The 21,017-nt window shown below is 72.4% G+C and carries 21 protein-coding genes; 14 read left to right on the forward strand and 7 right to left on the reverse strand.

The annotated features are described in order from the left end of the window. Positions 1-7 precede the first annotated feature (7 nt). Entirely contained in the window at positions 8-433 is a 426-nt protein-coding gene (locus ACWXWW_RS05135) for a GNAT family N-acetyltransferase (RefSeq protein WP_455969121.1), read from the forward strand. A gap of 3 nt (positions 434-436) precedes the next feature. Here ACWXWW_RS05135 and ACWXWW_RS05140 read toward each other — a convergent pair whose 3' ends face one another. The 3 genes from ACWXWW_RS05140 to ACWXWW_RS05150 all read right to left on the reverse strand — a co-directional run bounded on the left by ACWXWW_RS05140 (position 437) and on the right by ACWXWW_RS05150 (position 3,451). Next, positions 437-1,390: a squalene cyclase gene (locus ACWXWW_RS05140; protein ID WP_455969122.1), complete on the reverse strand. Its 954-nt coding sequence runs from the start codon at positions 1,388-1,390 to the stop codon at positions 437-439. A gap of 54 nt (positions 1,391-1,444) precedes the next feature. Next, positions 1,445-1,918, reverse strand: coding sequence for a hemerythrin domain-containing protein (locus ACWXWW_RS05145; RefSeq protein WP_455969124.1), 474 nt, complete (start codon positions 1,916-1,918; stop codon positions 1,445-1,447). Positions 1,919-2,065: 147 nt separating this feature from the next. Further along, positions 2,066-3,451, reverse strand: coding sequence for a uracil-xanthine permease family protein (locus ACWXWW_RS05150; protein ID WP_271173461.1), 1,386 nt, complete (start codon positions 3,449-3,451; stop codon positions 2,066-2,068). Between the two features lie 230 nt (positions 3,452-3,681). Here ACWXWW_RS05150 and ACWXWW_RS05155 point away from each other — a divergent pair, with 230 nt between their 5' ends. Next, a complete protein-coding gene (locus ACWXWW_RS05155; RefSeq protein WP_455969126.1) occupies positions 3,682-5,655 on the forward strand; it encodes a BCCT family transporter in 1,974 nt (657 codons plus the stop codon). Positions 5,656-5,670: 15 nt separating this feature from the next. Here ACWXWW_RS05155 and ACWXWW_RS05160 read toward each other — a convergent pair whose 3' ends face one another. Both ACWXWW_RS05160 and ACWXWW_RS05165 read right to left on the reverse strand, forming a co-directional pair. Next, a complete protein-coding gene (locus ACWXWW_RS05160; RefSeq protein ID WP_455969128.1) occupies positions 5,671-6,564 on the reverse strand; it encodes a phosphoribosylaminoimidazolesuccinocarboxamide synthase in 894 nt (297 codons plus the stop codon). A gap of 51 nt (positions 6,565-6,615) precedes the next feature. Next, the gene (locus ACWXWW_RS05165; RefSeq protein ID WP_455969129.1) at positions 6,616-7,551 is read right to left on the reverse strand and encodes a hypothetical protein; all 936 of its coding nucleotides are present in this window, start codon (positions 7,549-7,551) and stop codon (positions 6,616-6,618) included. 174 nt (positions 7,552-7,725) lie between these two features. Between ACWXWW_RS05165 and ACWXWW_RS05170 the strand changes: the two genes are divergently transcribed. From ACWXWW_RS05170 to ACWXWW_RS05190, 5 genes are all read left to right on the forward strand, one after another. After that, the gene (locus ACWXWW_RS05170; RefSeq protein ID WP_455969131.1) at positions 7,726-8,982 is read left to right on the forward strand and encodes a sensor histidine kinase; all 1,257 of its coding nucleotides are present in this window, start codon (positions 7,726-7,728) and stop codon (positions 8,980-8,982) included. A 25-nt stretch (positions 8,983-9,007) separates the two neighbouring features. Then, positions 9,008-9,709, forward strand: a complete 702-nt coding sequence (locus ACWXWW_RS05175; protein ID WP_455969133.1) for a response regulator transcription factor — start codon at positions 9,008-9,010, stop codon at positions 9,707-9,709. An 89-nt stretch (positions 9,710-9,798) separates the two neighbouring features. Continuing rightward, positions 9,799-11,658: a DEAD/DEAH box helicase gene (locus tag ACWXWW_RS05180; RefSeq protein ID WP_455969135.1), complete on the forward strand. Its 1,860-nt coding sequence runs from the start codon at positions 9,799-9,801 to the stop codon at positions 11,656-11,658. 298 nt (positions 11,659-11,956) lie between these two features. Continuing rightward, positions 11,957-13,015, forward strand: coding sequence for a DUF998 domain-containing protein (locus ACWXWW_RS05185; protein ID WP_455969136.1), 1,059 nt, complete (start codon positions 11,957-11,959; stop codon positions 13,013-13,015). 44 nt (positions 13,016-13,059) lie between these two features. After that, positions 13,060-13,476: a DUF2695 domain-containing protein gene (locus tag ACWXWW_RS05190; RefSeq protein ID WP_455969138.1), complete on the forward strand. Its 417-nt coding sequence runs from the start codon at positions 13,060-13,062 to the stop codon at positions 13,474-13,476. A 64-nt stretch (positions 13,477-13,540) separates the two neighbouring features. On the opposite strand, the gene purD is transcribed toward ACWXWW_RS05190, so the two are convergent. Both purD and ACWXWW_RS05200 read right to left on the reverse strand, forming a co-directional pair. Continuing rightward, positions 13,541-14,812: a phosphoribosylamine--glycine ligase gene (gene purD, locus ACWXWW_RS05195; RefSeq protein WP_455969139.1), complete on the reverse strand. Its 1,272-nt coding sequence runs from the start codon at positions 14,810-14,812 to the stop codon at positions 13,541-13,543. A gap of 48 nt (positions 14,813-14,860) precedes the next feature. Beyond that, positions 14,861-15,613 (reverse strand): helix-turn-helix domain-containing protein, encoded by a 753-nt coding sequence (locus ACWXWW_RS05200; protein WP_455969141.1) that lies wholly within the window; start codon positions 15,611-15,613, stop codon positions 14,861-14,863. Between the two features lie 61 nt (positions 15,614-15,674). On the opposite strand from ACWXWW_RS05200, the gene ACWXWW_RS05205 reads away from it, so the two are divergent. The 7 genes from ACWXWW_RS05205 (at position 15,675) to ACWXWW_RS05235 (ending at position 21,016) form a co-directional block, all read left to right on the forward strand. Continuing rightward, positions 15,675-16,205: a VOC family protein gene (locus tag ACWXWW_RS05205; protein WP_455969143.1), complete on the forward strand. Its 531-nt coding sequence runs from the start codon at positions 15,675-15,677 to the stop codon at positions 16,203-16,205. 4 nt (positions 16,206-16,209) lie between these two features. Then, on the forward strand, positions 16,210-16,578 hold the full coding sequence (locus tag ACWXWW_RS05210; protein WP_282979309.1) for a sterol carrier family protein: 369 nt from the start codon (positions 16,210-16,212) through the stop codon (positions 16,576-16,578). Positions 16,579-16,640: 62 nt separating this feature from the next. Beyond that, on the forward strand, positions 16,641-16,964 hold the full coding sequence (locus tag ACWXWW_RS05215; RefSeq protein WP_271173472.1) for a potassium transporter Trk: 324 nt from the start codon (positions 16,641-16,643) through the stop codon (positions 16,962-16,964). Between the two features lie 35 nt (positions 16,965-16,999). After that, positions 17,000-18,139 (forward strand): phosphoribosylformylglycinamidine cyclo-ligase, encoded by a 1,140-nt coding sequence (gene purM / locus ACWXWW_RS05220; protein ID WP_421075017.1) that lies wholly within the window; start codon positions 17,000-17,002, stop codon positions 18,137-18,139. Positions 18,140-18,145: 6 nt separating this feature from the next. Then, entirely contained in the window at positions 18,146-19,618 is a 1,473-nt protein-coding gene (gene purF, locus ACWXWW_RS05225) for an amidophosphoribosyltransferase (protein ID WP_271173474.1), read from the forward strand. A gap of 41 nt (positions 19,619-19,659) precedes the next feature. After that, positions 19,660-20,022, forward strand: a complete 363-nt coding sequence (locus ACWXWW_RS05230; protein ID WP_282979311.1) for a TIGR02611 family protein — start codon at positions 19,660-19,662, stop codon at positions 20,020-20,022. Between the two features lie 79 nt (positions 20,023-20,101). Further along, positions 20,102-21,016, forward strand: coding sequence for a CPBP family intramembrane glutamic endopeptidase (locus ACWXWW_RS05235; protein ID WP_455969145.1), 915 nt, complete (start codon positions 20,102-20,104; stop codon positions 21,014-21,016). Position 21,017 lies beyond the last annotated feature (1 nt).

Consider the following 21,017-nt stretch of genomic DNA (forward strand, 5'->3'; position numbering starts at 1 on the left):
TGGGACGATGGACGACGCGCTGTACGAGTTCTCCGCCGACGCCGCCCGGATCGACGCGGCGTGGGTGCACGAGATGCTGAGCACCCACGCGTACTGGGCCGTCGGCCGCACGCGCGCACAGCAGGACGCGGCGAACGCGGGCTCACGCTGCTTCGGGGTCTACCGACGGGCCCGAGGCCGCCAGGTGGCGTTCGCGCGCCTCGTCACGGACGGGGTGACCTTCGGATGGCTCGCCGATGTGATCGTCGACCCGGCCCTGCGGGGCGAGGGCATCGGGAAGGGCCTCGTCGAGGGCATCGCGGCGGAGGCCGACGCCCTGGGACTCAGACGGACGCTGCTCTTCACGAAGGACGCGCACGCGCTCTACGCCCGCAGCGGCTGGGAGCCCGTCACACCGCCCGAGAGCTGGATGGTGCGCTGGCGGAGTGAGTGAGCGTCACGCCGTGTCGTCCCACCAGGAGAGCACGCGCAGGGCGAGGAACGTCACCCAGGGGGAGGGCACCCCGGGTTCGACGTCGACGTGGAACCACACGCGACCCGGCTCGCGGAATGCCTGCAGCCAGGTGCCGTCCGGCTGGCGCGCGGCGCGGACCAGCTCCACCGCCTCGGAGAGCCGGGGGTCGGGCGACGCACCGGTCGCGAGGGAGGCCTCGCGGAAGTAGTCGAGCGCGTTGAGCACGCTGTAGCGCCAGCGCTGCGGGTATGCGAAGGCCGTTGTCCATTCCGCGACGGGCTCGCCCGTGGAGAGACGGCGATGCAGACGGCGCTCCAGGAGGTACTCCTCTCCGCCGCGCCGCGCCGCGCGTGACGCGTCGGTCCCTCCGGTCGTCCTCTCGTACGCCAGGAGGCCCTTGAGGCTGTTGAGCGTCGAGGGGAACGAGGAGCGCGTCGACCCCTCCACCCACTCGCAGTTCCATCCGCCGTCCGGCAGCCGATGGTCGACGAACCACGCGGCGTTCGCGGCGACGTCGACGCCGAGCCAGGCGCCGTTCGCGAGCGTCCAGGCGTTGATGCAGCAGTCGACCTCGCCGCCCCAGTACGGCAGGTCGTCGTACTCCCAGCGACTGTGCGCGGCGAGCCTCTCCGCTGTCCCCTCGAGGGCGCGGGCGTCGACGCCCCACTCGCGCAGCGCGTTCAGGGTCCAGGTCGTCGCGGTCCAGGGCTGGCCGTCCTCCGAGCCGTCGAACCCGCGCGGGAAGAAGGCGCCGCCCGCCCACTGGCCATCCTCATCCTGGAGGGCGAGGAGCCTCGCTCCGAAGCCCTCCCGCGCGACGCGGGCGCACGTCGCCCGCCACACGTCCTCCGGCGCGCCCGCGAGGTCGCGCTCCACCTGCCAGCGGAGGGCGGGATCCGTGTCGAGCAGCCACGCGAGGACGTCAGGGGAGACCATACGGCGGAGGGTACTCGCGACCTCCCATGAGCTCGACCCCTGACGCACTCGGCCTCAGAACGGCCCGAGCGCCTCCTCGGTCGTCGCGTCGAGGTCGAGCGCGTCGAGCACGACGAGCAGCTGTCGTTCCTCGAAGCGGACGTGCGACTCCATGATCGCGGAGACGCCCTCGAGGTGACGGAGCAGCTCGTCCGGCGAGCTGCCGCCGTCGACGGCCTGCTGCAGCCCGCCGAGGAGGTGCGCGATCATCGAGTGGTCCTGCTCGAGCTTGCGGATGGTGTCGCGCAGTTCGGGGTGCGCGCTCACGACCGCGGGGAACAGCGTCCGGTCCTCGGCGACATGGTGCGCCGTGAGCGCCGCGCAGAATCCGTGGCAGAACAGCAGCAGCTCCCGCGAAGCCGCCTCGGCCATCCGCTCGTCGGACGCGAGGGCCTCGCGCGTGACCTGAAGCGCCTTGCGCAGGCGCGCGTGCACGTCGCGCAGCTCACGCGCCCACGCGGCGAACCGTCTCTCGTCGCCCTGACTCATCTGCCTGTGAGACTAGCGCCCGTCGCCGAGCCCGGTGCCGGGAGCACTAGTCTCGACCACCGCCGCTAGTCTCACCGAGCGGGTGACCACCGCCGCTAGTCTCACCGGGGGGCGCCGGGGGCGTCACCGGGGGCGCCACCGGGGGCGTCACCGGGGCGCGTCACCACCGGCGGCGTCGCCGTCGAGGGGGTCGCCGCCGAGCGGGCCGACGGCGGGGATCGGGCCGCCGTCGTCGGCGCCCGTGCGCCGCGCGCGGGCGATGAGGTTGCCCAGGTGGTAGATCGCGAGAGCGGCGACCGTGCCGAGCACGATGCCGCCGAACGAGAACGCCCCCGCATCCAGGCTGAAGCCCGCGATCGCGATGACGAGCGCGACGGCCGCGGTGTACTGGTTGACGGGGCGCGAGAAGTCCACGCGGTTGTCGACCCAGATCTTGATGCCGATGATGCCGATGAGCCCGTACAGCGCGGTCGTGGCGCCGCCCAGCACCCCGGCGGGGATGGAGTTGAAGACCTCGCCGATCTTCGGCGAGAAGGCGAGCAGGATCGCGAAGCCGCCGGCGATCCAGTACACGGCCGTCGAGTACACGCGCGTCGCGGCCATGACGCCGATGTTCTCCCCGTACGTCGTCGTGCCCGAGCCGCCGAAGCCGCCCGCGAGCATGGTCGCGGCGCCGTCGGCGATGAGCGCGCGGCCGGTGTGCCGGTTGACGGACGCGTCCGTCATCGTCGCGACGCCGCGCACGTGCCCGACGTTCTCGGCGACGAGCACGAGCACGACGGGCAGGAACATGGCGATCGTCGTCCAGGTGCCGGGCGAGACGAAGTCGGGCAGATGGAACTCGGGCAGCCCGATCCACGGCGCATCCGCGATGAGCTCGGCCGGGGTCCGGTCCCCGCGCAGGGGATTCGGGATGTCGAACGAGCCCGTGAACGCCGCGTAGACGTATCCGACGACGACGCCGAGGAAGATCGAGATGCGGCCGAGGAAGCCGCGGAACAGCACCGAGAAGAGGATGACCGCGACGAGCGTGATCGTCGCCGTCGCGCCGTCGGCCTGGAAGTTCGTCCACGCGGTCGGCGCGAGGTTGAACCCGATGAGCGCGACGATCGCCCCGGCGACGACGGGCGGCATGAGCGCGTCGACCCACCCGAGCCCGGCGACCTGGACGACGACGCCGACGAGCGCGAGCAGCAGGCCGACCGCGACGACGCCCGCGAGTGCCGAGCCGGTGCCGCCGGCCGCGACGGCGGCCGTGATGGGGGCGATGAACGCGAAGGACGAGCCGAGGTAGCTCGGCAGCTGGTTCTTCGTGACGACGAGGAACAGCAGCGTCCCGAGACCGCTGAAGAGCAGCGTGGTCGACACGGGGAAGCCGGTGAGCGAGGGCACGAGGAACGTCGCGCCGAACATCGCGACGACGTGCTGCACGCCCATCGCGAGCGTGGCCGGCCACGACAGCCGCTCGGTCGGCGCGACGACGGCGCCGGGGGCGACGGTGCGTCCGTCGCCGTGCACGGTCCACAGGGGCATGGTTCTCCTTCGGGAAGCGGGAGCGCGCGCCGATGCGGATGGCCGGCGCGGGAGGAGCGGATGGCCGGATGCGGCCTCTGAAACGCTAGCGCCTCGCGCGGGCGGGCGGTGCGGGCGCCGCGCGTGCCCCTGTGTGATCGGGCCGTCGTCGCTATCGTGAAGCGCAGCATACGGACGGACGCATACGGAACGCAGGACGCCCCGCGGGGCGACGACGGCTTGGGGGAGACATGACCCAGAACACCGGCGCAGCAGGCGCCGCGCGCAGGAGCGAGCCCGGCAGGGAGAGCACGAAGCGGATCCTCCGGGAGGTGACGCATCCCGCGCTGATCCCCGGCATCGGAGTCGAGGACACCGGGAGATCGTTCAGCACGAACTGGACGGTGTTCGGCATCGCGGGCGTGCTCGTGTTCGCGGTGGTGCTGTGGGGCTTCCTCGCCCCCGACAGCATCAGCGAGGTCGGTGCGGCGTCGCTGGGCTGGGTGACCACGAACTTCGGATGGCTGTTCTCGCTGCTCGCGGTCGTCACGATCGTGTTCATGCTCGTGCTCGGCTACGGCCGTACGGGCGGGGTGCGTCTCGGCTCGGATGAGGAGGAGCCGGAGTTCTCGACGGTCTCCTGGATCGCGATGCTCTTCTCCGCCGGCATGGGCATCGGGCTGCTCTTCTGGGGGCCCGCCGAGCCTCTGGGCTACTTCAACGACGTGCCATACGGCTTTGACTCGGAGGCCGGCAGCCGCGACGCCATGCACGACGCGCTCGCGCAGTCGCTCCTCCACTGGGGCCCGATGGCGTGGGCCTTCTACGCCCTCGTCGGCGGCGCGATCGCCTACGCCGCGTACCGGCGCGGGCGCCCGCCGCTCATCTCGGCCATTTTCCATCCGATCTTCGGCCAGCGCACCGACGGATGGGCCGGCGCCATCATCGACGTCTTCGCGATCATCGTCACGCTCTTCGGAACGGGCGTCACGCTCGGGATGGGCGCGCTGCAGATCGCGAGCGGCGTCGAGTACGTCACCGGTGCAGGCCCGTTCGGCAATGCGGGCCTCATCATCATCGTGACGGTGCTGACGGCCGCGTTCGTCGCGTCGGCGGTGTCCGGCATCAAGCGCGGAATCCGCGCGCTGTCGAACATCAACATGGTGCTCGCGTTCGTCATCGCGGTGATCATCTTCGTCGTCGGACCCACGCTCTTCCTGCTGAACATCATTCCCGCGAGCCTGTCGGCGTTCCTCGAGGACCTCTGGACGATGCTCATGCGGAACCCGGCGCAGGGCGAGGACGCCGCCGCCTTCGTCTCGACGTGGACGAACTACTACTGGGCCTGGTGGATCTCGTGGACGCCCTTCGTGGGCATGTTCATCGCGAAGATCTCGCGCGGGCGCACCCTGCGGGAGTTCGTCACGGTCGTGATCGTCGTGCCGTCGGCCGTGTGCGCGATCTGGTTCGGCATCCTCGGCGGCACGACGATGTGGCTCGAGGAGGCCGGTCGCGGGATCAGCGAGGCCGGCGGGCCCGAGGCGATCCTCTTCGCGGTGTTCCAGCAGATGCCCTTCGGCGTCGTCCTGTCGGTGGTCGCGATGGTGTCGATCATCCTCTTCTTCGTGACCTCGGCCGATTCGGCCGCGATCGTCATGGGCTCGATGAGCCAGCGGGGCAAGCCCGAGCCGTCGACGTGGGTCACCGTGACCTGGGGTCTCCTCCTCGGCGCGGCGGCGCTGGCGCTGCTCCTCGCCGGCGGCGAGACCGCGCTCTCGGGCCTGCAGTCGATCATGGTCGTCTCGGCTCTGCCGTTCGCCTTCATCGTCATCGGCGTCATGATCGCGTGGGCGAAGGAGCTCGGCACCGACCCCTATATGCTCCGGCGGCGCTTCGCGAAGGCCGCGATCGCGCAGGGCGTGCGGCTCGGCATCGCCGAGCACGGTGACGACTTCGTCTTCGGCGCGACCGAGGTGGCGGCCGACGAGGGCGCGGGAGCCGGCATCGACACGGAGGACCCTGCGCTCACCGAGTGGTACGAGACGGCCACCGAGCAGCATCCGATCGTGACCGCGGAGGATGTGCGCCGCACGCTCGACCCCGGGCACATCCAGCCGCGCGGTCCGGAGAACCCCCGGCACACCGCCTCGGGCGATGCGTCGCTCACGGTGGGTGAGGAACGGCGTGCGCAGCGTCGGCCCCGCCGGGAGGACGAGGAGGCCTGAGCCCGGCGGTCGCCGTCAGGCGGTCATGCGCTCCAGCAGCTCGCGGTAGCGCGCGACCGTCCGCTCGACGATCTCGGCGGGGAGCGACGGCGGCTCGCCCTGCTTGTCCCAGTTCGCGGCGAGCCAGTCGCGCACGATCTGCTTGTCGAAGCTCGCCATGCGCTCGGCGGGCGTCGTCCCGGTCTTCCACGACGCGGCGTCCCAGTAGCGCGACGAGTCGCTCGTGAGCACCTCGTCGGCGAGCCGCAGAACGGCGTCGTCGTCGAGGCCGAACTCGAACTTCGTGTCGGCGAGGATGAGGCCCTTCGCCTCGGCGGCTGCGGCCGCTCGGCGGTAGATCTCGAGCGAGCGGTCGCGCAGCGCGGCCGCGCGCTCCTCGCCGACGAGGTCGACGGTCTGCGCGTAGGAGATGTTCTCGTCGTGCTCGCCCATCGGCGCCTTGTACGCCGGGGTGTAGATCGGCTCGGGCAGGCGGTCGCCGTTCTGGAGTCCCTCGGGAAGGGGGATGCCGCACACCGTGCCGCTCTCGACGTACTCGGCCCAGCCCGATCCGGTCAGGTAGCCGCGCACGACGCACTCGACCGGGAGCATGTCGAGCGAGCGGACGATCATCGCGCGGCCGGCGACCTCGGCGGGGATCTCCTCGGATGCGAGGTGGTTGGGGACGCGCTCGCCGCCATCCGCTCCCGCGAGCTGGTCGAACCACCACAGGCTGAGCGTCGTGAGGAGCTCGCCCTTGCCGGGGATGCCCGGAGAGAGCACGAAGTCGAACGCGCTGACGCGGTCGCTCGCGACCACGAGCATCCGCTCGGCGCGCTCGCCGTCCGGCGTGTCGGCCGGCACGTACAGGTCGCGGACCTTGCCGGAGTAGACGTGCTTCCAGCCGGGGATCTCGAGGGCGTCGCTCACGGGACCATTATCGCGGGTGCGGAGGAGGCCTCCGCACCCGCGTGATCGGCGTCACTGCACGGCGACGAACGCCGTGTCGGCGAAGAGCCCGGGGGTGACCGCGATCAGGCCCGACGCGGCGGTCGCGGACGGCACAGCGAGCACGACATTGCCGGTCACCTGCGCGCCGCTGTAGAGGGTCGCGAGGGTGTCGAGCGCATCGGGCGCGACGGCGATCGTGTCGTAGCCGGCGATGCTCACGCCGTCGGGCGTGACGTACTCGATCTGCACCTCCGCTGCCATGCCCTCGTCCTGGCCGGTGTAGGTCGCGGTGACGCCGACGAGGATGTACTCCTCACCCTCCGCAGGCGCCTGGTTGATCATGTTCTCCGCGAGCACGGCGTCCGTCGCGCCGAGCGTCACGCTGTTCACGGTGACCGTCCACTCGTCTCCCGAGACGGCGGAGCCGAGCGGGGCGGGATTCTCCCGGGTCCCCTCGGTCGGAGCGGGCTCGGCGACCGGCTCATCGACAGGCTCCTCGGCGGGCTCCTCCTCGACCGGGGCGCCCTCGGCGGGTGAGGCGACGCTCGTGGAGGCGCTCTCCTCGACGGCGGAGCCCACGGCGGCCGCGAGGGACCCCACGAAGACGACGACGCCGATCACGGTGCCCACGACCGACACGATGAGCGCCGCGACGCCCGCCGCCTTCCTGCCCTTCTGGAAGAGCGACACGATCGCGAGGATGAAGGCGATCGGCAGGAGGATCCAGCCGACGACGAGCGCGCCGGGGATCGCCGCGAAGACCGCGCCCACGACGGCCAGGGCGAGCGCGACGAGAGCGATCGTGTTGCGCGGCGGACGCGGCTCGCCCGTGCTCGACGGCGCGGACAGCGGATCGGGGGTCGCAGCGCCCGGCGCGGGCGGCGCGCCGAACGGCGCGGGAGGCGGGGTCGACGGCTGCGGTGCGGGGAGCTGCGGGCTGGACGGGTCGACAGGGGAGTGCGACATGACTGCTCATCTCTGCGATGCGGGTGCCGGTCACCCGGCGGGACCCTCCCACTGTCGAGGCGCGCACGGGCCGCGGACATCGGCCATCCGGCCGCTCGTGGCCAGCCGATCGGCTGGACATCCTCGGCCGCGCGGACGTCGCCCGGCGTCGGCGCCCACCCCTACGCTCGGATCATGCCCGAGACCGCCCCCGCAGCCGACGCATCGACGTCCCGCGCCTGGGAGCGGATGCGGCGGATCTTCACGGGCACGGGGCTCGTCGTGATCGGCTTCGTTGTCGAGACGGTCGGGATCGCCAACGTGCCGATCGCGACGGCGGATGGCCGCCTCACGCAGGCCGGGACGGTGCTGTGGCTCGTCACGACCGCGCTGTGGGCGACCGTGTTCGCGCGTCGCACCCATCCCGTCCTCCCGCTCATCGCGGGCGCGATTCTCGCGCTGATCGGCGTCGACTACCTCCTGCTGCTCGTCGCGACGCATCACCTGCTGCTGCGGCTCGACGGCGCCCGTGCCGTGCGTCTCGCGATCGGCGCATCCTGCGCCGTCGCTCTGTTCGTCGCGCGCGAGGTGCTGTCGACCTGGGGTGACGACGGTGTGCTCGCCCGCGGGCTCGCCGGCGACTCGGGCCGCGCGGATCCCGCGGCGCTCGCCGCGTTCGTCATCGTCATCGCGGTCGGCGTGCTCCTCGTGACATTCGGCGCCACGGTCATCCTGCGCTCGCGTCGGGAGAGCGACGTGCAGCGGGCCCGGGCGGACATCGCGCACGACCGGGCGGAGGCCCTCGGCGAGGAGGTCGTCCGGCAGGCCGAGCGCGAGCGGCTCGCGCGGGACATCCACGACGCCCTCGCGCACCGGCTGTCGGTCATCTCGCTGCAGTCGGGCGCCCTCGAGGAGGCATCGCGGTCGCAGGATCCGACGGTCGCGCGGGCCGCTCTCACGCTCCGCCAGCAGGCGCACCAGTCCCTCGAGGACCTGCGCGGCCTGCTGGGCGAGCTGCGGAGCGCGCCGCGCACCGAGCATCCGGAGGCGCCGCCCACGCTCGCGTCGATGCGCCAGCTGGGGCACCTCATCCGGAGCGTCCGCGAGTCCGGAGCGACGGTCGACGCGCTCGTGCTCATCGAGGATGCGGAGGGGGCGGGCGCAGCGCTCGATCGCACGGTCTACCGCGTGGTCCAGGAGTCGCTCACGAACGCGCTCAAGCACGCGCCCGGGGCGCCCGTGAGCGTCTACGTCGAGGCCTCGCCGTCGACGGGCGCGCGGATCCGCGTGAGCAACCCGGTTCCGATCCCGCCGTCCGGCATCACGCCTGGTGCGAGCCGCGGCATCGCGGGCATCCGCGAGCGCGTCGCGATCCTGCAGGGGACGGCGTGGATCGGCGAGGCCGACGGCCACTTCATCGTCGACGTGACGCTGCCGTGGCCCGAGGGGTGAGGCCGCGCGACCGTATCCTCGAGGCATGAGCGCCTCGGATCCGTCTTCCGCCGACGACCCTCGGGCCATCCGCGTTCTCGTCGTCGACGACGACGCGCTCGTGCGCCAGAGCCTCCGGTCGATCCTCGGCGCGGCGGCCGGCATCGAGGTGATCGGCGACGTGTCCAACGGGGCCGATGCGGTGGCGTTCGCACGCGAGCGGCGGCCGGACGTCGTGCTCATGGACGTCCGGATGCCCGGTCTGCCGGGCCCGGAGAGCACGGCCGCGCTCCTGGCCGAGGTGCCGAGCACGAGGGTGATCGCGATCACGAGCTTCGACTCGGAGGACTACGTCTTCCGGATGCTCGAGGCCGGCGCAGCGGGATTCCTCCTCAAGGACAGCGCGACGGCGCACTTCGCGGAGGCCGTCCGCTCCGTCCACGCGGGAGAGGGCTTCGTGTCGCCGCGCAGCACCGTCCATCTCATCGCGCGCTTCGCCGGAGGGCGCGATCACGCCGTGCGCCGCGAGGCGCAGGAGCGGTTCCAGACGCTGACGCGGCGCGAGCAGGACATCGCGGTGCTCGTCGCCGAGGGGGCCTCGAACAGCGAGATCGCTCACGCGCTCCACCTCTCCGTCGCCACCGTCAAGACGCATCTCGAGCAGGCGCGGCAGAAGCTCGGCGCACGGAACCGCGCTCTCATGTGCATCGCCGTCGAGCGCGCGGGGTTCGGCCCGGGCATGGTCTGACCCGACGAGCGCGCCGCATATCGGCCGATCCGCGGCGGGATCACGGCGAGGACGACGCGGAATCGGCCGGGGCCGCATACCGTGGACACATGGCTTCAACCGATCCGACCGACACGCCCATCGACGGCGAGGGCGAGAGCACGCCGACCTTCTCCGACCTCGGACTCGGCGACGCCGTCCTGAAGGCGCTCAAGGACGTCGGGTACGAGACCCCGTCCGCCATCCAGGCCCAGACCATCCCGCTTCTCCTCCGCGGGCGCGACGTCCTCGGCGTCGCGCAGACGGGGACGGGGAAGACGGCCGCGTTCGCGCTGCCCATCCTCGACCAGCTCGACACGACGCAGAAGACGCCGCAGGCGCTCGTGCTCGCGCCCACGCGCGAACTCGCGCTGCAGGTCTGCGAGGCGTTCGAGAAGTACGCCGCGCGCATGAAGGGCGTGCACGTCCTGCCGGTGTACGGCGGACAGGGCTACGGCACGCAGCTGTCGGCCCTCCGTCGCGGCGTGAACATCGTCGTCGGCACCCCGGGCCGCGTCATGGACCACCTCGACAAGGGCACGCTCGACCTGTCGGAGCTGCGGTTCCTCGTGCTCGACGAGGCCGACGAGATGCTCAAGATGGGCTTCGCGGAGGACGTCGAGACCATCCTCGCCGACACCCCCGACGACAAGCAGACCGCGCTGTTCTCGGCGACGATGCCCGCGCAGATCCGTCGGATCTCGCAGCAGCATCTGAACGACCCCGAGGAGATCACGGTCAAGAGCAAGACGACCACCTCGGCGAACATCACCCAGCGGTACCTCATGGTGTCGTACCCCCAGAAGGTCGATGCGCTCACGCGCATCCTCGAGGTCGAGAACTTCGACGGGATGATCGTCTTCGTCCGCACGAAGAGCGAGACCGAGACGCTCGCCGAGAAGCTGCGCGCCCGCGGCTACACGGCCGCGGCGATCAGCGGCGACATCGCACAGGCCCAGCGCGAGCGGACGGTCGAGCAGCTCAAGTCGGGCAAGCTCGACATCCTCGTGGCCACGGATGTCGCCGCGCGCGGCCTCGACGTCGACCGCATCACGCACGTCGTGAACTACGACATCCCCATCGACACGGAGTCGTACGTGCACCGCATCGGCCGGACGGGCCGCGCGGGCCGCACGGGTGACGCGATCAGCTTCGTGACGCCGCGGGAGCGCCGCCTGCTCGGCGCGATCGAGAAGGCGACGCGGCAGCCGCTGACCGAGATGCAGATCCCGACCGCCGAGGACGTCAACGTCACGCGCCTCAGCCGCTTCGACGACGCGATCACGGCCGCGCTCGCCGACCAGGAGCGGATCGCGGAGTTCCGCGACATCATCGCGCACTACGTCAACCACCACGATGTCGTCGAGTCCGACGTGGCGGCCGCGCTCGCGGTCGTGGCGCAGGGCGACACGCCGCTCCTGCTGCCGCCCGACCCGCCCCGGCGCGAGCGGGCGCAGCGCGAGGATCGCGAACGCCGCTTCGACGACGACCGCGGCGGACGCGAGGAGCGCCGTCCCCGCGGCGGCGGCCAGTACTCGCCGTACCGCATCGAGGTCGGGAAGCGCCAGCGGGTCGAGCCGCGCCAGATCGTGGGCGCGCTCGCGAACGAGGGCGGGTTGCGTCGCGACGACTTCGGTCGCATCGACATCCGCCCCGACTTCTCGATCGTCGAGCTGCCGGCCGACCTGCCGCAGGAGACGCTCGACCGCCTCGCCGACACGCGCATCAGCGGCCAGCTCATCGAGCTCAAGCCCGACCCGCGTCCGTTCCGCAGCACGGGCGGACCGCGTGGCGGCGGGCGCTTCCGCGACGACCGCGACGGCGGCGGGCGCGGCGGCTACCGCGGGGATCGGGATGGCCGCGGCCGCGGATCGCGCGACGGCGGCTTCCGCGACCGCGACGACCGGCCCCCGCGCAAGCCCCGGCACTGACGCTCGCGCCGCGGCGGCGACGGCCGCGGCGGTGGCGGCGCGGTGGCCGTTCAGGTCGCAGTTGGCGGCCTTGATCGGCCGGTTGGGCCGGTTTCTGCGACCTGGGTTGGGCGGCGCCGTTCGGGTCGCGGTTGGCGGCCTTGAGTGGCCGGTTTGGGCCGGTTTCTGCGACCTGGGTTGGGTGCCGGCTGTTCGGGTCGCAATTGGCGGCTTTGATCGGCCCGTTGAGGCCGCTTTCTGCGACCTGGGTGGGGCGGTGGCTCCGCCTGACGTCCGACGCGCGTGCTTCGATGGACGCGTGAACGACGTCGACGCCCTCCGCTCAGAGTCCGCCGTGACGGCGGCGTCGTGGGTGTGCTTCATCGTCGGCGCGCTTGCGGGGTCGGCGCTGCTGTGGGGCGTCGCGCGGCCGCTTGCCGGAGAGGGGTCGATCGGCTTCCCCGCGGCGGCCGTGACGGCGCTCGTCGCCGCGGGTGCGTTCGCGATGAGCACCGTGCGCTTCCGCGGTGCGGAGACCGCGGGCATGCCGCCGTGGCAGACCGCCGTGTCGCGTGTCTCGGATGCCGCGGTCGCCCTCGCTGTCGCAGGCGTGAGCGCGCTGGCGGTGCTCTGCGCGGGGGAGGTGCTCGCGATCGGCCTGCACGGGCTCGAGGTGCCGCCGCTCGGCGGAGGGCTCCTCACGGGCATCGCCTCGGCGGCGAGCGGAGGCTTCGCGTATGGCCTCGGCATGCGCCTGCGCACCCGCGAGCTCGTCACCCTGCTCTTCGCGTTCCTCATCACGGGGACGCTGTTCTCGATGCTCACCGCGGCCGACCCGCGGTGGTGGGAGCGCAACTTCTCCCAGCTGGGCGCGGGCGGGCAGACGTCCTGGGCCTTCAACGGCACGCTCGTCGTCGGCGGGCTCCTGCTCGCGACGGTCGGTTCGTACGTGGGCCGCGACCTCCACCGGATCCTCGGCGACGACGCACTCGGCCGCATCGGATGGATCGTCGTGCTGTTCGCGCTCGCCGGCGCCGCGCTCGCGGGCGTCGGGCTGCTCCCGGTCCACCGCGCGCAGCTCGCCCACAACGTCGCGGCCTTCGCCCTCCTCGCCCTCCTCGGCGCGCTGGCGGTGGCGACCATCCGGATCATCCCCGGCCGCCCTCGCGCCCTCGCCGTGACGTCGGCCGGCGTGGCCGTGGGCCTCGTCGTCGCGGTCCTGCTGTGGCGGCCGCTTGCGATCTACTCCGCGACCGGTCTCGAGGCCGTCGCGGTGGGGCTCGCGTTCGTGTGGCTCACGACGCTCCTGCGCACGCTCGCTGCACTCGCCCCCGAGGGCTCGAGGCCCTCCGCACGCGCGCGTCTCGCCGTGCGCTGAGCGGCCGATCCGCGGATGTCGGCGGTCGGCCGTACGTTCTGCGCATGGAGACGAAGGATGTCGGCGATGAGGCCGAGCAGATCGTCCGGGCGCTGTCCGACGGTCTGACGACACCGCGCGAGGTCGAGTGCCTGGTGTGCTACCTGAACCGGATGATGACCGAGTTCGGATGCGACGGGACGCTGCGGTTCGCGCGGCGGTTCCGAGACGAGCGCGCGCCGCGGGCGACGGGGCTCGAGGCGCGTCTGGAGGGGATGGGCGGCTTCTGCGACTGCGAGGTTCTCTTCAACGCGTACGCGCCTGCGCGCCATCTCTGGACGCCCGAGCACTGGAGCGTCGATGACGACGGCGAGCCCGTGCTGATCGAGGAGGCGGAGCCGGAGACGATCCCCGCGTGCGCGGGCGTGACGCGAGGCTCCTCGCAGCCCTGCCGCAACTGGGAGCGCGCCCGGCGATGGTGACGCGCACCCGCCGCGAGCAGCGTGCGCCTCCCGCCGTGCGCCTCCCGCCGTGCGCCTCCCGCGGCTACTGGGCGACGCGGGCCGCGATGTCGGTGCGGTGGTGGGAGCCTTCGAGACGGATCTCCGCAATGCCTCGGTAGGCGCGCTCGCGCGCCTCGCGGAAGTCGGCGCCGCGGGCGACGACGTTGAGCACGCGGCCGCCGGTCGCGATGAGTCCGCCGTCGTCGGCCTGCGCGGTCGCGGCATGCGCGACATGCACCCCGGCGATGGCCTCGGCCTCGACGATGCCCGTGATCGGCCGACCCGTCACGGGCGACTCGGGGTAGCCCTCGCTCGCGACGACGACCGTCACGGCGACGTCGTCGGAGAACGCGGGCGCGGGCTCGTCCTCGAGGGTGCCGGTCGCCGCCGCCAGGAGCAGGTGCGAGAGCGGCGTGACGAGGCGCGGCAGGACGACCTGCGTCTCGGGGTCGCCGAAGCGCGCGTTGAACTCGATCACGCGCACCCCCGCCTCGGTCACGATGAGTCCCGCGTAGAGGAGGCCGATGAAGGGGGTGCCCTCCTCGTCGAGGCGGCGGATGACCGGCAGCGCGACCTCGTCGGTCACGTGCTGGACGAAGGCGTCCTCGCCGCCGAAGCGCTCGGCGAGCCACGGGAGCGGCGAGTAGGCGCCCATGCCGCCGGTGTTGAGGCCCTCGTCGCCGTCGAGCGCGCGCTTGAAGTCCTGCGCGGGGCTCAGGGCGCGCACGGTGTCGCCGTCGCTGAGGAAGAAGAGCGAGACCTCCGGCCCGGAGAGGAACTCCTCGACGAGCACGGGCCCGGTCGGCAGGTACTCGGCGGCGTGGTCGAGAGCCGCCTGTCGGTCGGAGGTGACGATCACGCCCTTCCCGGCGGCGAGCCCGTCGGCCTTCACGACGTGGGGCGCTCCGAACGCGTCGAGCGCGGCGGCGACCTCGTCGAGCGAGCGTGCGTGCGTGGCGCGGCCCGTGGGGACCCCGGCCTCCTCCATGATCCGCTTCGCGAAGGCCTTCGAGCCCTCGAGCGCGGCGGCGGCCTTGCCCGGGCCGAAGACGGGGATGCCATGCTCGCGCAGCACATCCGCGACGCCGGCGACGAGCGGAGCCTCGGGGCCGACGACGACGAGGTTCACTCCGTGCTCGTTCGCGAACTCGGTGACCGCCGCGCCGTCGAGCATGTCGACGTCGACGATCTCGGCGTCGCGGGCGATGCCGGCGTTGCCGGGGGCGGCGAGCAGCTCGTGGCCCGCGTCCTCCGACTTCAGGGCGAGGATGATGGCGTGCTCGCGCGCACCGGAGCCGAGAACGAGGATCTTCACGCGCAGAAGCCTACCGAGGCGCTTCCGAGCGCGGAAACGCGATGACGCTCACGGCCCCGCGCGGTACTCCGACGGTGTGAACCCGAGGACCGACGAGAACTCGCGCGTGAGGTGGGCGTGGTCGGCGAAGCCGAACTCTGCGGCGATGTCGCGCAGCGGGCGATCCGGCGCGAGCCGGACGGCCTCGGCCGCGTCCTGCAGACGGCGGCGGCGGATGATCGCGGCGGGCGGCAGGCCGAAGCTGCGGCGGGCGAGGCGGTCGAGCGAGCGGACCGAGCGGTGCATGCGCTCGGCGAGGTCGGCGACGCGCAGCAGCGTCGGATCCCCTTCGACCGTCTCGAGGAGCGCGTTCGCCGCGAGATCGTCGTCATCGAGCCGCTCGAGCACGCGGCGGAGCGCCTCGGTCAGGGCTTCGCGCGCGGTGTCCGGCCGGTCGACCGCTCCGTCGACGGCGACCGGCTCCCACGTGTCGAGCAGTGCGGCGAAGGGGCGGGTCGCGAGGTGACGCCCGGCCGCCGGCGTGAGCAGCGCGCCGAGCGCCCAGCCCGTGCCGCGCAGCTCGCGGACCCCGTGCGTCGTGGTCGGACCGTACAGCAGCGCCGCGCCGTCCTCCGCGACGAGATTCGCGACGGGGTAGCCGAGCACGTGCTGCGCGCGCACTTCCCCGTCGGGCAGATCCCACGAGGGCTGCCACCACTGGCGCATGACCGGCGCGAGCTCCGCCGACGCCGCGACCCGCACCATCCGCACGTCGGGGCGCGGCGTGAGATCGCCCTTCCGGAACAGGGGGTCGTCGGCCACGCGTCCGAGTATGGCGCGAATCTTCAAGCGCGGCCTCGATCCCCCGACCTACCGTCTGGGCATGGCAGAGAACACGATCGCCGCGAACGGCGAGCACACCGACAACGGAACCCCGCGCACCGTCACCGCGCTCACGCCCTTCCTCGCGCTGCGGGATGCGCGCAGCGCCGTGCGCTTCTACACGGAGGCGCTCGGCGCCCGGCAGCTGTACGCGGTCGAGATGCCCGGCGAGGGCGGCGAGCCCGTCGTCTCGCACGCGACTCTCGACTTCGGCGGGCGCGGGCGGCTCGAGGTAGGGGAGGCGATGGCGGCCTTCGGCACCAGCCCGCAGCCCGATGGCGACGCGGCGCACTTCTCGATCGCCCTCTACGTCCCCGACGTCGATGCCGTCGTCGCGCGCGCCGTGGCCGCGGGTGCGACGGTGCGAGAGGCGCCGCAAGACTTCGTCTCGGGCGACCGGTTCGCCTCCATCCGCGACCCGTACGGCGTGCGGTGGTCGATCATGACGCGCATCGAGGACCTCTCCGACGAGGAGAGCGCCGACCGCGTGCTGACCTGGGCCGCGTCCTACGCGGAGGCGACCGTAAGCTGACGGGATGGCACGGAGGATCCCGACGGGCGACGGCCGCGAAGCGATCGCGGCCGTGCGCGCCGCCGTCGCGCAGGGGAGCCGGCCGCAGCGGACCGACCTCGCGACGGCCGTCCGCTACCTCCTGCAACTGCTCGAGGAGCGCGCGCCCGGCGGCAGCGTCGAGGTGCGCGTGCCGCCGTTCGGCGCCGTGCAGGTGATCGAGGGCCCGCGCCACACGCGCGGCACCCCGCCCAACGTCGTCGAGCTCGATCCGATCACGTGGATCGCGGTCGCGACCGGCGAGCGCAGCTGGGAGGACGAGGCCGCAGCGGGCCGCATCTCGGCCTCCGGCACGCGCGCCGACATCTCGATGCTCCTGCCGGTCCTCTTCTGACGGTTCCCGGCTCGTCCCCCGATGGGAGACGGTTCCCAGGATGCCGGGGGAGAATACCGACCATGGCCGAGACCTCCGCAGCGCACACCGACGCCGATGTGGCGAAGGTGCGCCGCGCCCCGAAGTACAGCGTGTTCGCCGCGCTCGGGGCCGCCGTCGGCATCATCGCCGCGCTCATCCTGTCGACCGTGTTCGACGGAACCGGGGAGGCGAGCCCCTTCACGAAGGTCGTCTACTCGCCGTCGCAGGCGTTCGGCTTCATCATGCTGTGGTGCGTGCCCGCGGGTGTGCTCCTCGGGATGCTCGTCGCGCTCGTGCTCGACTGGACGATCGGCCGGCGCACGCGCGAGGTGCACGTCGCGCACGAGCAGGTCGACGAAGCCTGAATCCGGGCACAGCGAGCGGCCGCTATCCTTGTCCGGTGGTCTTCGATCCCACCGCAGCTGCGGCTGAAACCCCCTCATCCACCTACGCCCAGGCCGGCGTCGACACGGCTGCCGGCGACCTCGCCGTCGAGCTCATGAAGTCGTCGGTGCGCGCCACGCACGGCCCCGAGGTCCTCGGCGGTGTCGGCGGGTTCGCCGGGCTCTTCGATGCGAGCGCGCTGCGCGACTTCCGTCGCCCGCTGCTCGCGACGAGCACCGACGGCGTCGGCACCAAGGTCGCGATCGCGCAGGCGATCGACAAGCACGACACGATCGGCCAGGACCTCGTCGGCATGGTCGTCGACGACATCGTCGTGGTCGGCGCCCGTCCGCTCTTCATGACCGACTACATCGCGTGCGGCAAGGTCGTGCCGCAGCGCATCGCCGACATCGTGCGCGGCATCGCCGAGGCGTGCGCGGCGACGGGGACGGCCCTCGTCGGCGGCGAGACCGCCGAGCACCCTGGCCTCCTCGGCGTCGACGACTACGACGTCGCGGGTGCCGCGACGGGCGTGGTCGAGGCCGACCGCGTGCTCGGCGCCGAGCGCGTGCGCCACGGCGACGCCGTGCTCGCGCTCTCCTCGAGCGGCCTGCACTCCAACGGCTACTCGCTCGTGCGGCACATCCTCTCCGGCGCGGGCATCGGCTACGCCGACCGCTCCGACGACCTCGGCGCGACCTGGGGCGAGGCGCTGCTCGAGCCCACGCGGCTCTACACCTCGCCGCTGCTGCGCCTCATCGAGTCCCTCGGCGACGACGTGCACGCGCTCAGCCACGTCACCGGCGGCGGCATCGCGGCCAACCTGGCCCGAGTGCTCCCGGTCGGCACGTGGGCCGAGGTCGACCGCTCGACGTGGTCGCCCTCGCCCGTCTTCCGCGTGCTGAGCGACATCGCCGGCACCTCGCTCGAGTCGAGCGAGGGCACGTGGAACCTCGGCATCGGCTTCCTCGCGGTCCTGGCCCCCGAGCGGGTGGACGCGGCCGTCTCGGCGCTCGCCGCCGACGGGATCGACGCGTGGCAGGTCGGAACGGTCAAGACCGGAGAGCGCCCCGAGGGCGCCTTCGAACAGGGCGCCAAGGGCGTCGACGGCGGTGCCGTCCGCCTGGTCGGCGCATACGCGGACGGAGCGAAGTAACCCCACATGTGCGGCATCGTCGGAGCGGTCGGGCGCGGCCCGGTCAACCAGGACATCTACGACGCCCTTCTCCTGCTGCAGCACCGCGGCCAGGACGCCACGGGCATCGCCACGGCCGAGCCGAGCGGCGTCATGCACATGAGCAAGTCGCGCGGGATGGTCCGCGAGGGCTTCCGCACGCGCGACATGCGCTCGCTCCTCGGGAACGTCGGCCTCGGCCACGTCCGCTACGCGACCAAGGGCACCGCCTCGAGTGAGGAGGAGGCCCAGCCGTTCTACGTGAACGCGCCGTACGGCATCATCCTCATCCACAACGGCAACCTCACGAACACCCGCGAGCTCACGCTCGACATGGCGCAGCGCGACCGCCGCCACCTCAACTCGTCGAGCGACACCGAGCTCCTGCTCAACGTGCTCGCGAACGAGCTGCAGGCGACGACGTCGCCCGTCGACCTCGACCCCGAGCGCATCTTCGAGGCCGTGGCGCGCACGCACAAGCGCATCGAGGGCGCGTACGCCGTCATCTCCGTCATCGCCGGGTACGGGCTCCTCGCGTTCCGCGACCCGTTCGGCATCCGGCCGCTCATCCTCGGACGTCGCACGGCGGAGGACGGCGGCGACGAGTGGGTCGTCGCGAGCGAGTCGCTCGTCCTCGAGAACGCCGACTACGAGGTCGTCCGCGACGTCGAGCCCGGCGAGGCGATCTTCATCACCAACGACGGACAGCTGTTCTCGAAGCAGTGCGCCGAGTCGCCGCAGCTGTCGCCGTGCTCGTTCGAGTACGTCTACCTCGCGCGCCCCGACTCGATCATGAACGGCATCTCGGTGTACGAGGCGCGCCTGCGGATGGGCGCGAAGCTCGCCGCGACGATCGAGAAGCACGTGCCCGAGGGGGCGATCGATGTCGTCATGCCGATCCCCGACTCGTCGCGTCCGGCGGCGATGCAGGTCGCGCGCGTGCTCGGGATCGAGTACCGCGAGGGCTTCTACAAGAACCACTATGTCGGCCGGACGTTCATCATGCCGGGCCAGGCCGTGCGCAAGAAGAGCGTGCGCCAGAAGCTCAACGCGATGTCGAGCGAGTTCAAGGGCAAGAACGTGCTGCTCATCGACGACTCGATCGTCCGCGGCACGACGAGCAAGCAGATCATCCAGATGGCTCGCGATGCGGGCGCCCGGTCGGTCACCTTCGCCTCGGCAGCGCCGCCCGTCCGCTACCCGCACGTGTACGGCATCAACATGCCGTCGAGCAAGGAGCTCATCGCGCACGGCCGGTCGATCCCCGAGATCGCCGCGGAGCTGGGCTGCGACCACCTCGTGTACCAGGAGGTCGAGGACCTCAAGGCCGCGATCCTCGAGGGAAGCACCGCGGGGCAGGGTCTCGACGACCTCGACATGAGCTGCTTCGACGGGCGCTACGTCACGGGCACCGTGTCCGAGGAGTACCTCGAATGGGTGGAGCAGACGCAGGGTTCCTGAACACCCAGCGCCCTTCGAGATATATCGTGTGGAATCCCGTCATGGAACGGGATGCGATTCAGGCGACCTCGACGGCGGGCGCCCACCTCGACGGGCCGGCTCCGCGGCCATCCGCCCTGGTGCGCGCCGGGCGCGCGACGCGCCGCGTGATCGGGCGCAGCCGCGCCGTCGAGCGCGCCTACCGGATCGCAGTCGGCACGGTGGGCGGCGTCCTCGCCGTCGGCGGCCTGCTGCTCGTGCCGCTGCCCGGGCCCGGGTGGCTCATCGTCTTCGCGGGCCTCGCGGTGCTCGGCACCGAGTTCGGCTGGGCGAAGCGCGCGGCCGGATGGCTGAGGCGGCAGCTCGAGCGGTTCTGGGCATGGTGGAAGGCGCGCCGGGAGCGGAAGGCCGCCGCCGCGCGCTGACCTCCGCCGTGCGGGGGATCCCCGGAACTCCGCCCCGAGGGGGAGGCGCGCCGGGCGCGCGGCCGGGCACGCTGGGGGCATGACGAGCGCAGAGAGCATGCCGGAGACCACCCGCGTCCCGTGGGGCGCGGTCGCGACCTTCCTCGTGATCGCCTTCGCCCTCGCCTGGGTGGTGACGCTGCCCCTGTGGCTCGGCGGAGAGGGGCTCCGCTCGCCGCTCGCGCTGCCGCTCATGGCCGCCATGATGTGGACGCCCACGGTCGCGGCGCTCGTCGCGACGTTCTTCGTGCGGCGACCGCGGCGGCGCGCGCACTACCTCGGGCTCGTGCCCTTCCGGCCGGTGGGCCGCAAGATCGCGCTGTTCCTCCTGTTCCCCGTCGCCTGGACCGGGATCGCCGTGGCGTCGCTGCTGCTCGCGGCGGCACTCGGATGGGCGCACCCCGACTGGAGCCTGTCGCAGATCGCGCCGTTCCTCCCCGAGGGCATGACGACCGACGTCTACATGGCCGTCACGCTCGCCGCCATCCCCGTCAACACGGTCGTCGCGACCGTGTCGGCGTTCGGGGAGGAGCTCGGATGGCGCGGGTTCCTCACGACCGCGCTCGCGCCGCTCGGATTCTGGCCCTCGGCCATCCTCATCGGCATCGTGTGGGGGCTGTGGCACGCGCCGGTCATCCTGCTCGGCTACAACTTCGCGCGCCCGGATGCCGCCGGCCTCGCGCTCATGGTCGTGTTCACGCTGTTCGTCGGCGTCATCCTGCAGTGGTCCCGGTACTGGACCGGCAACGTGTGGCCCGCCGCGGTCAGCCACGGAGCGCTCAACACGGCTGCATCGGTCGTCGTGCTGTGGAACGGGCCGGGCGACGACGCGGCGATCGCGACCGTGCTCGGCGCGCCCGGCTGGATCGTGATGGGCGTCGTCATCGCGCTGCTCGTCGTCACGGGCCTTCTCGGCCGGCGCACGCGCACCGCGCTCGAGGCCGTCCCTGCCTGAC

The sequence above is a fragment of the Microbacterium sp. KNMS genome, from assembly GCF_053851835.1.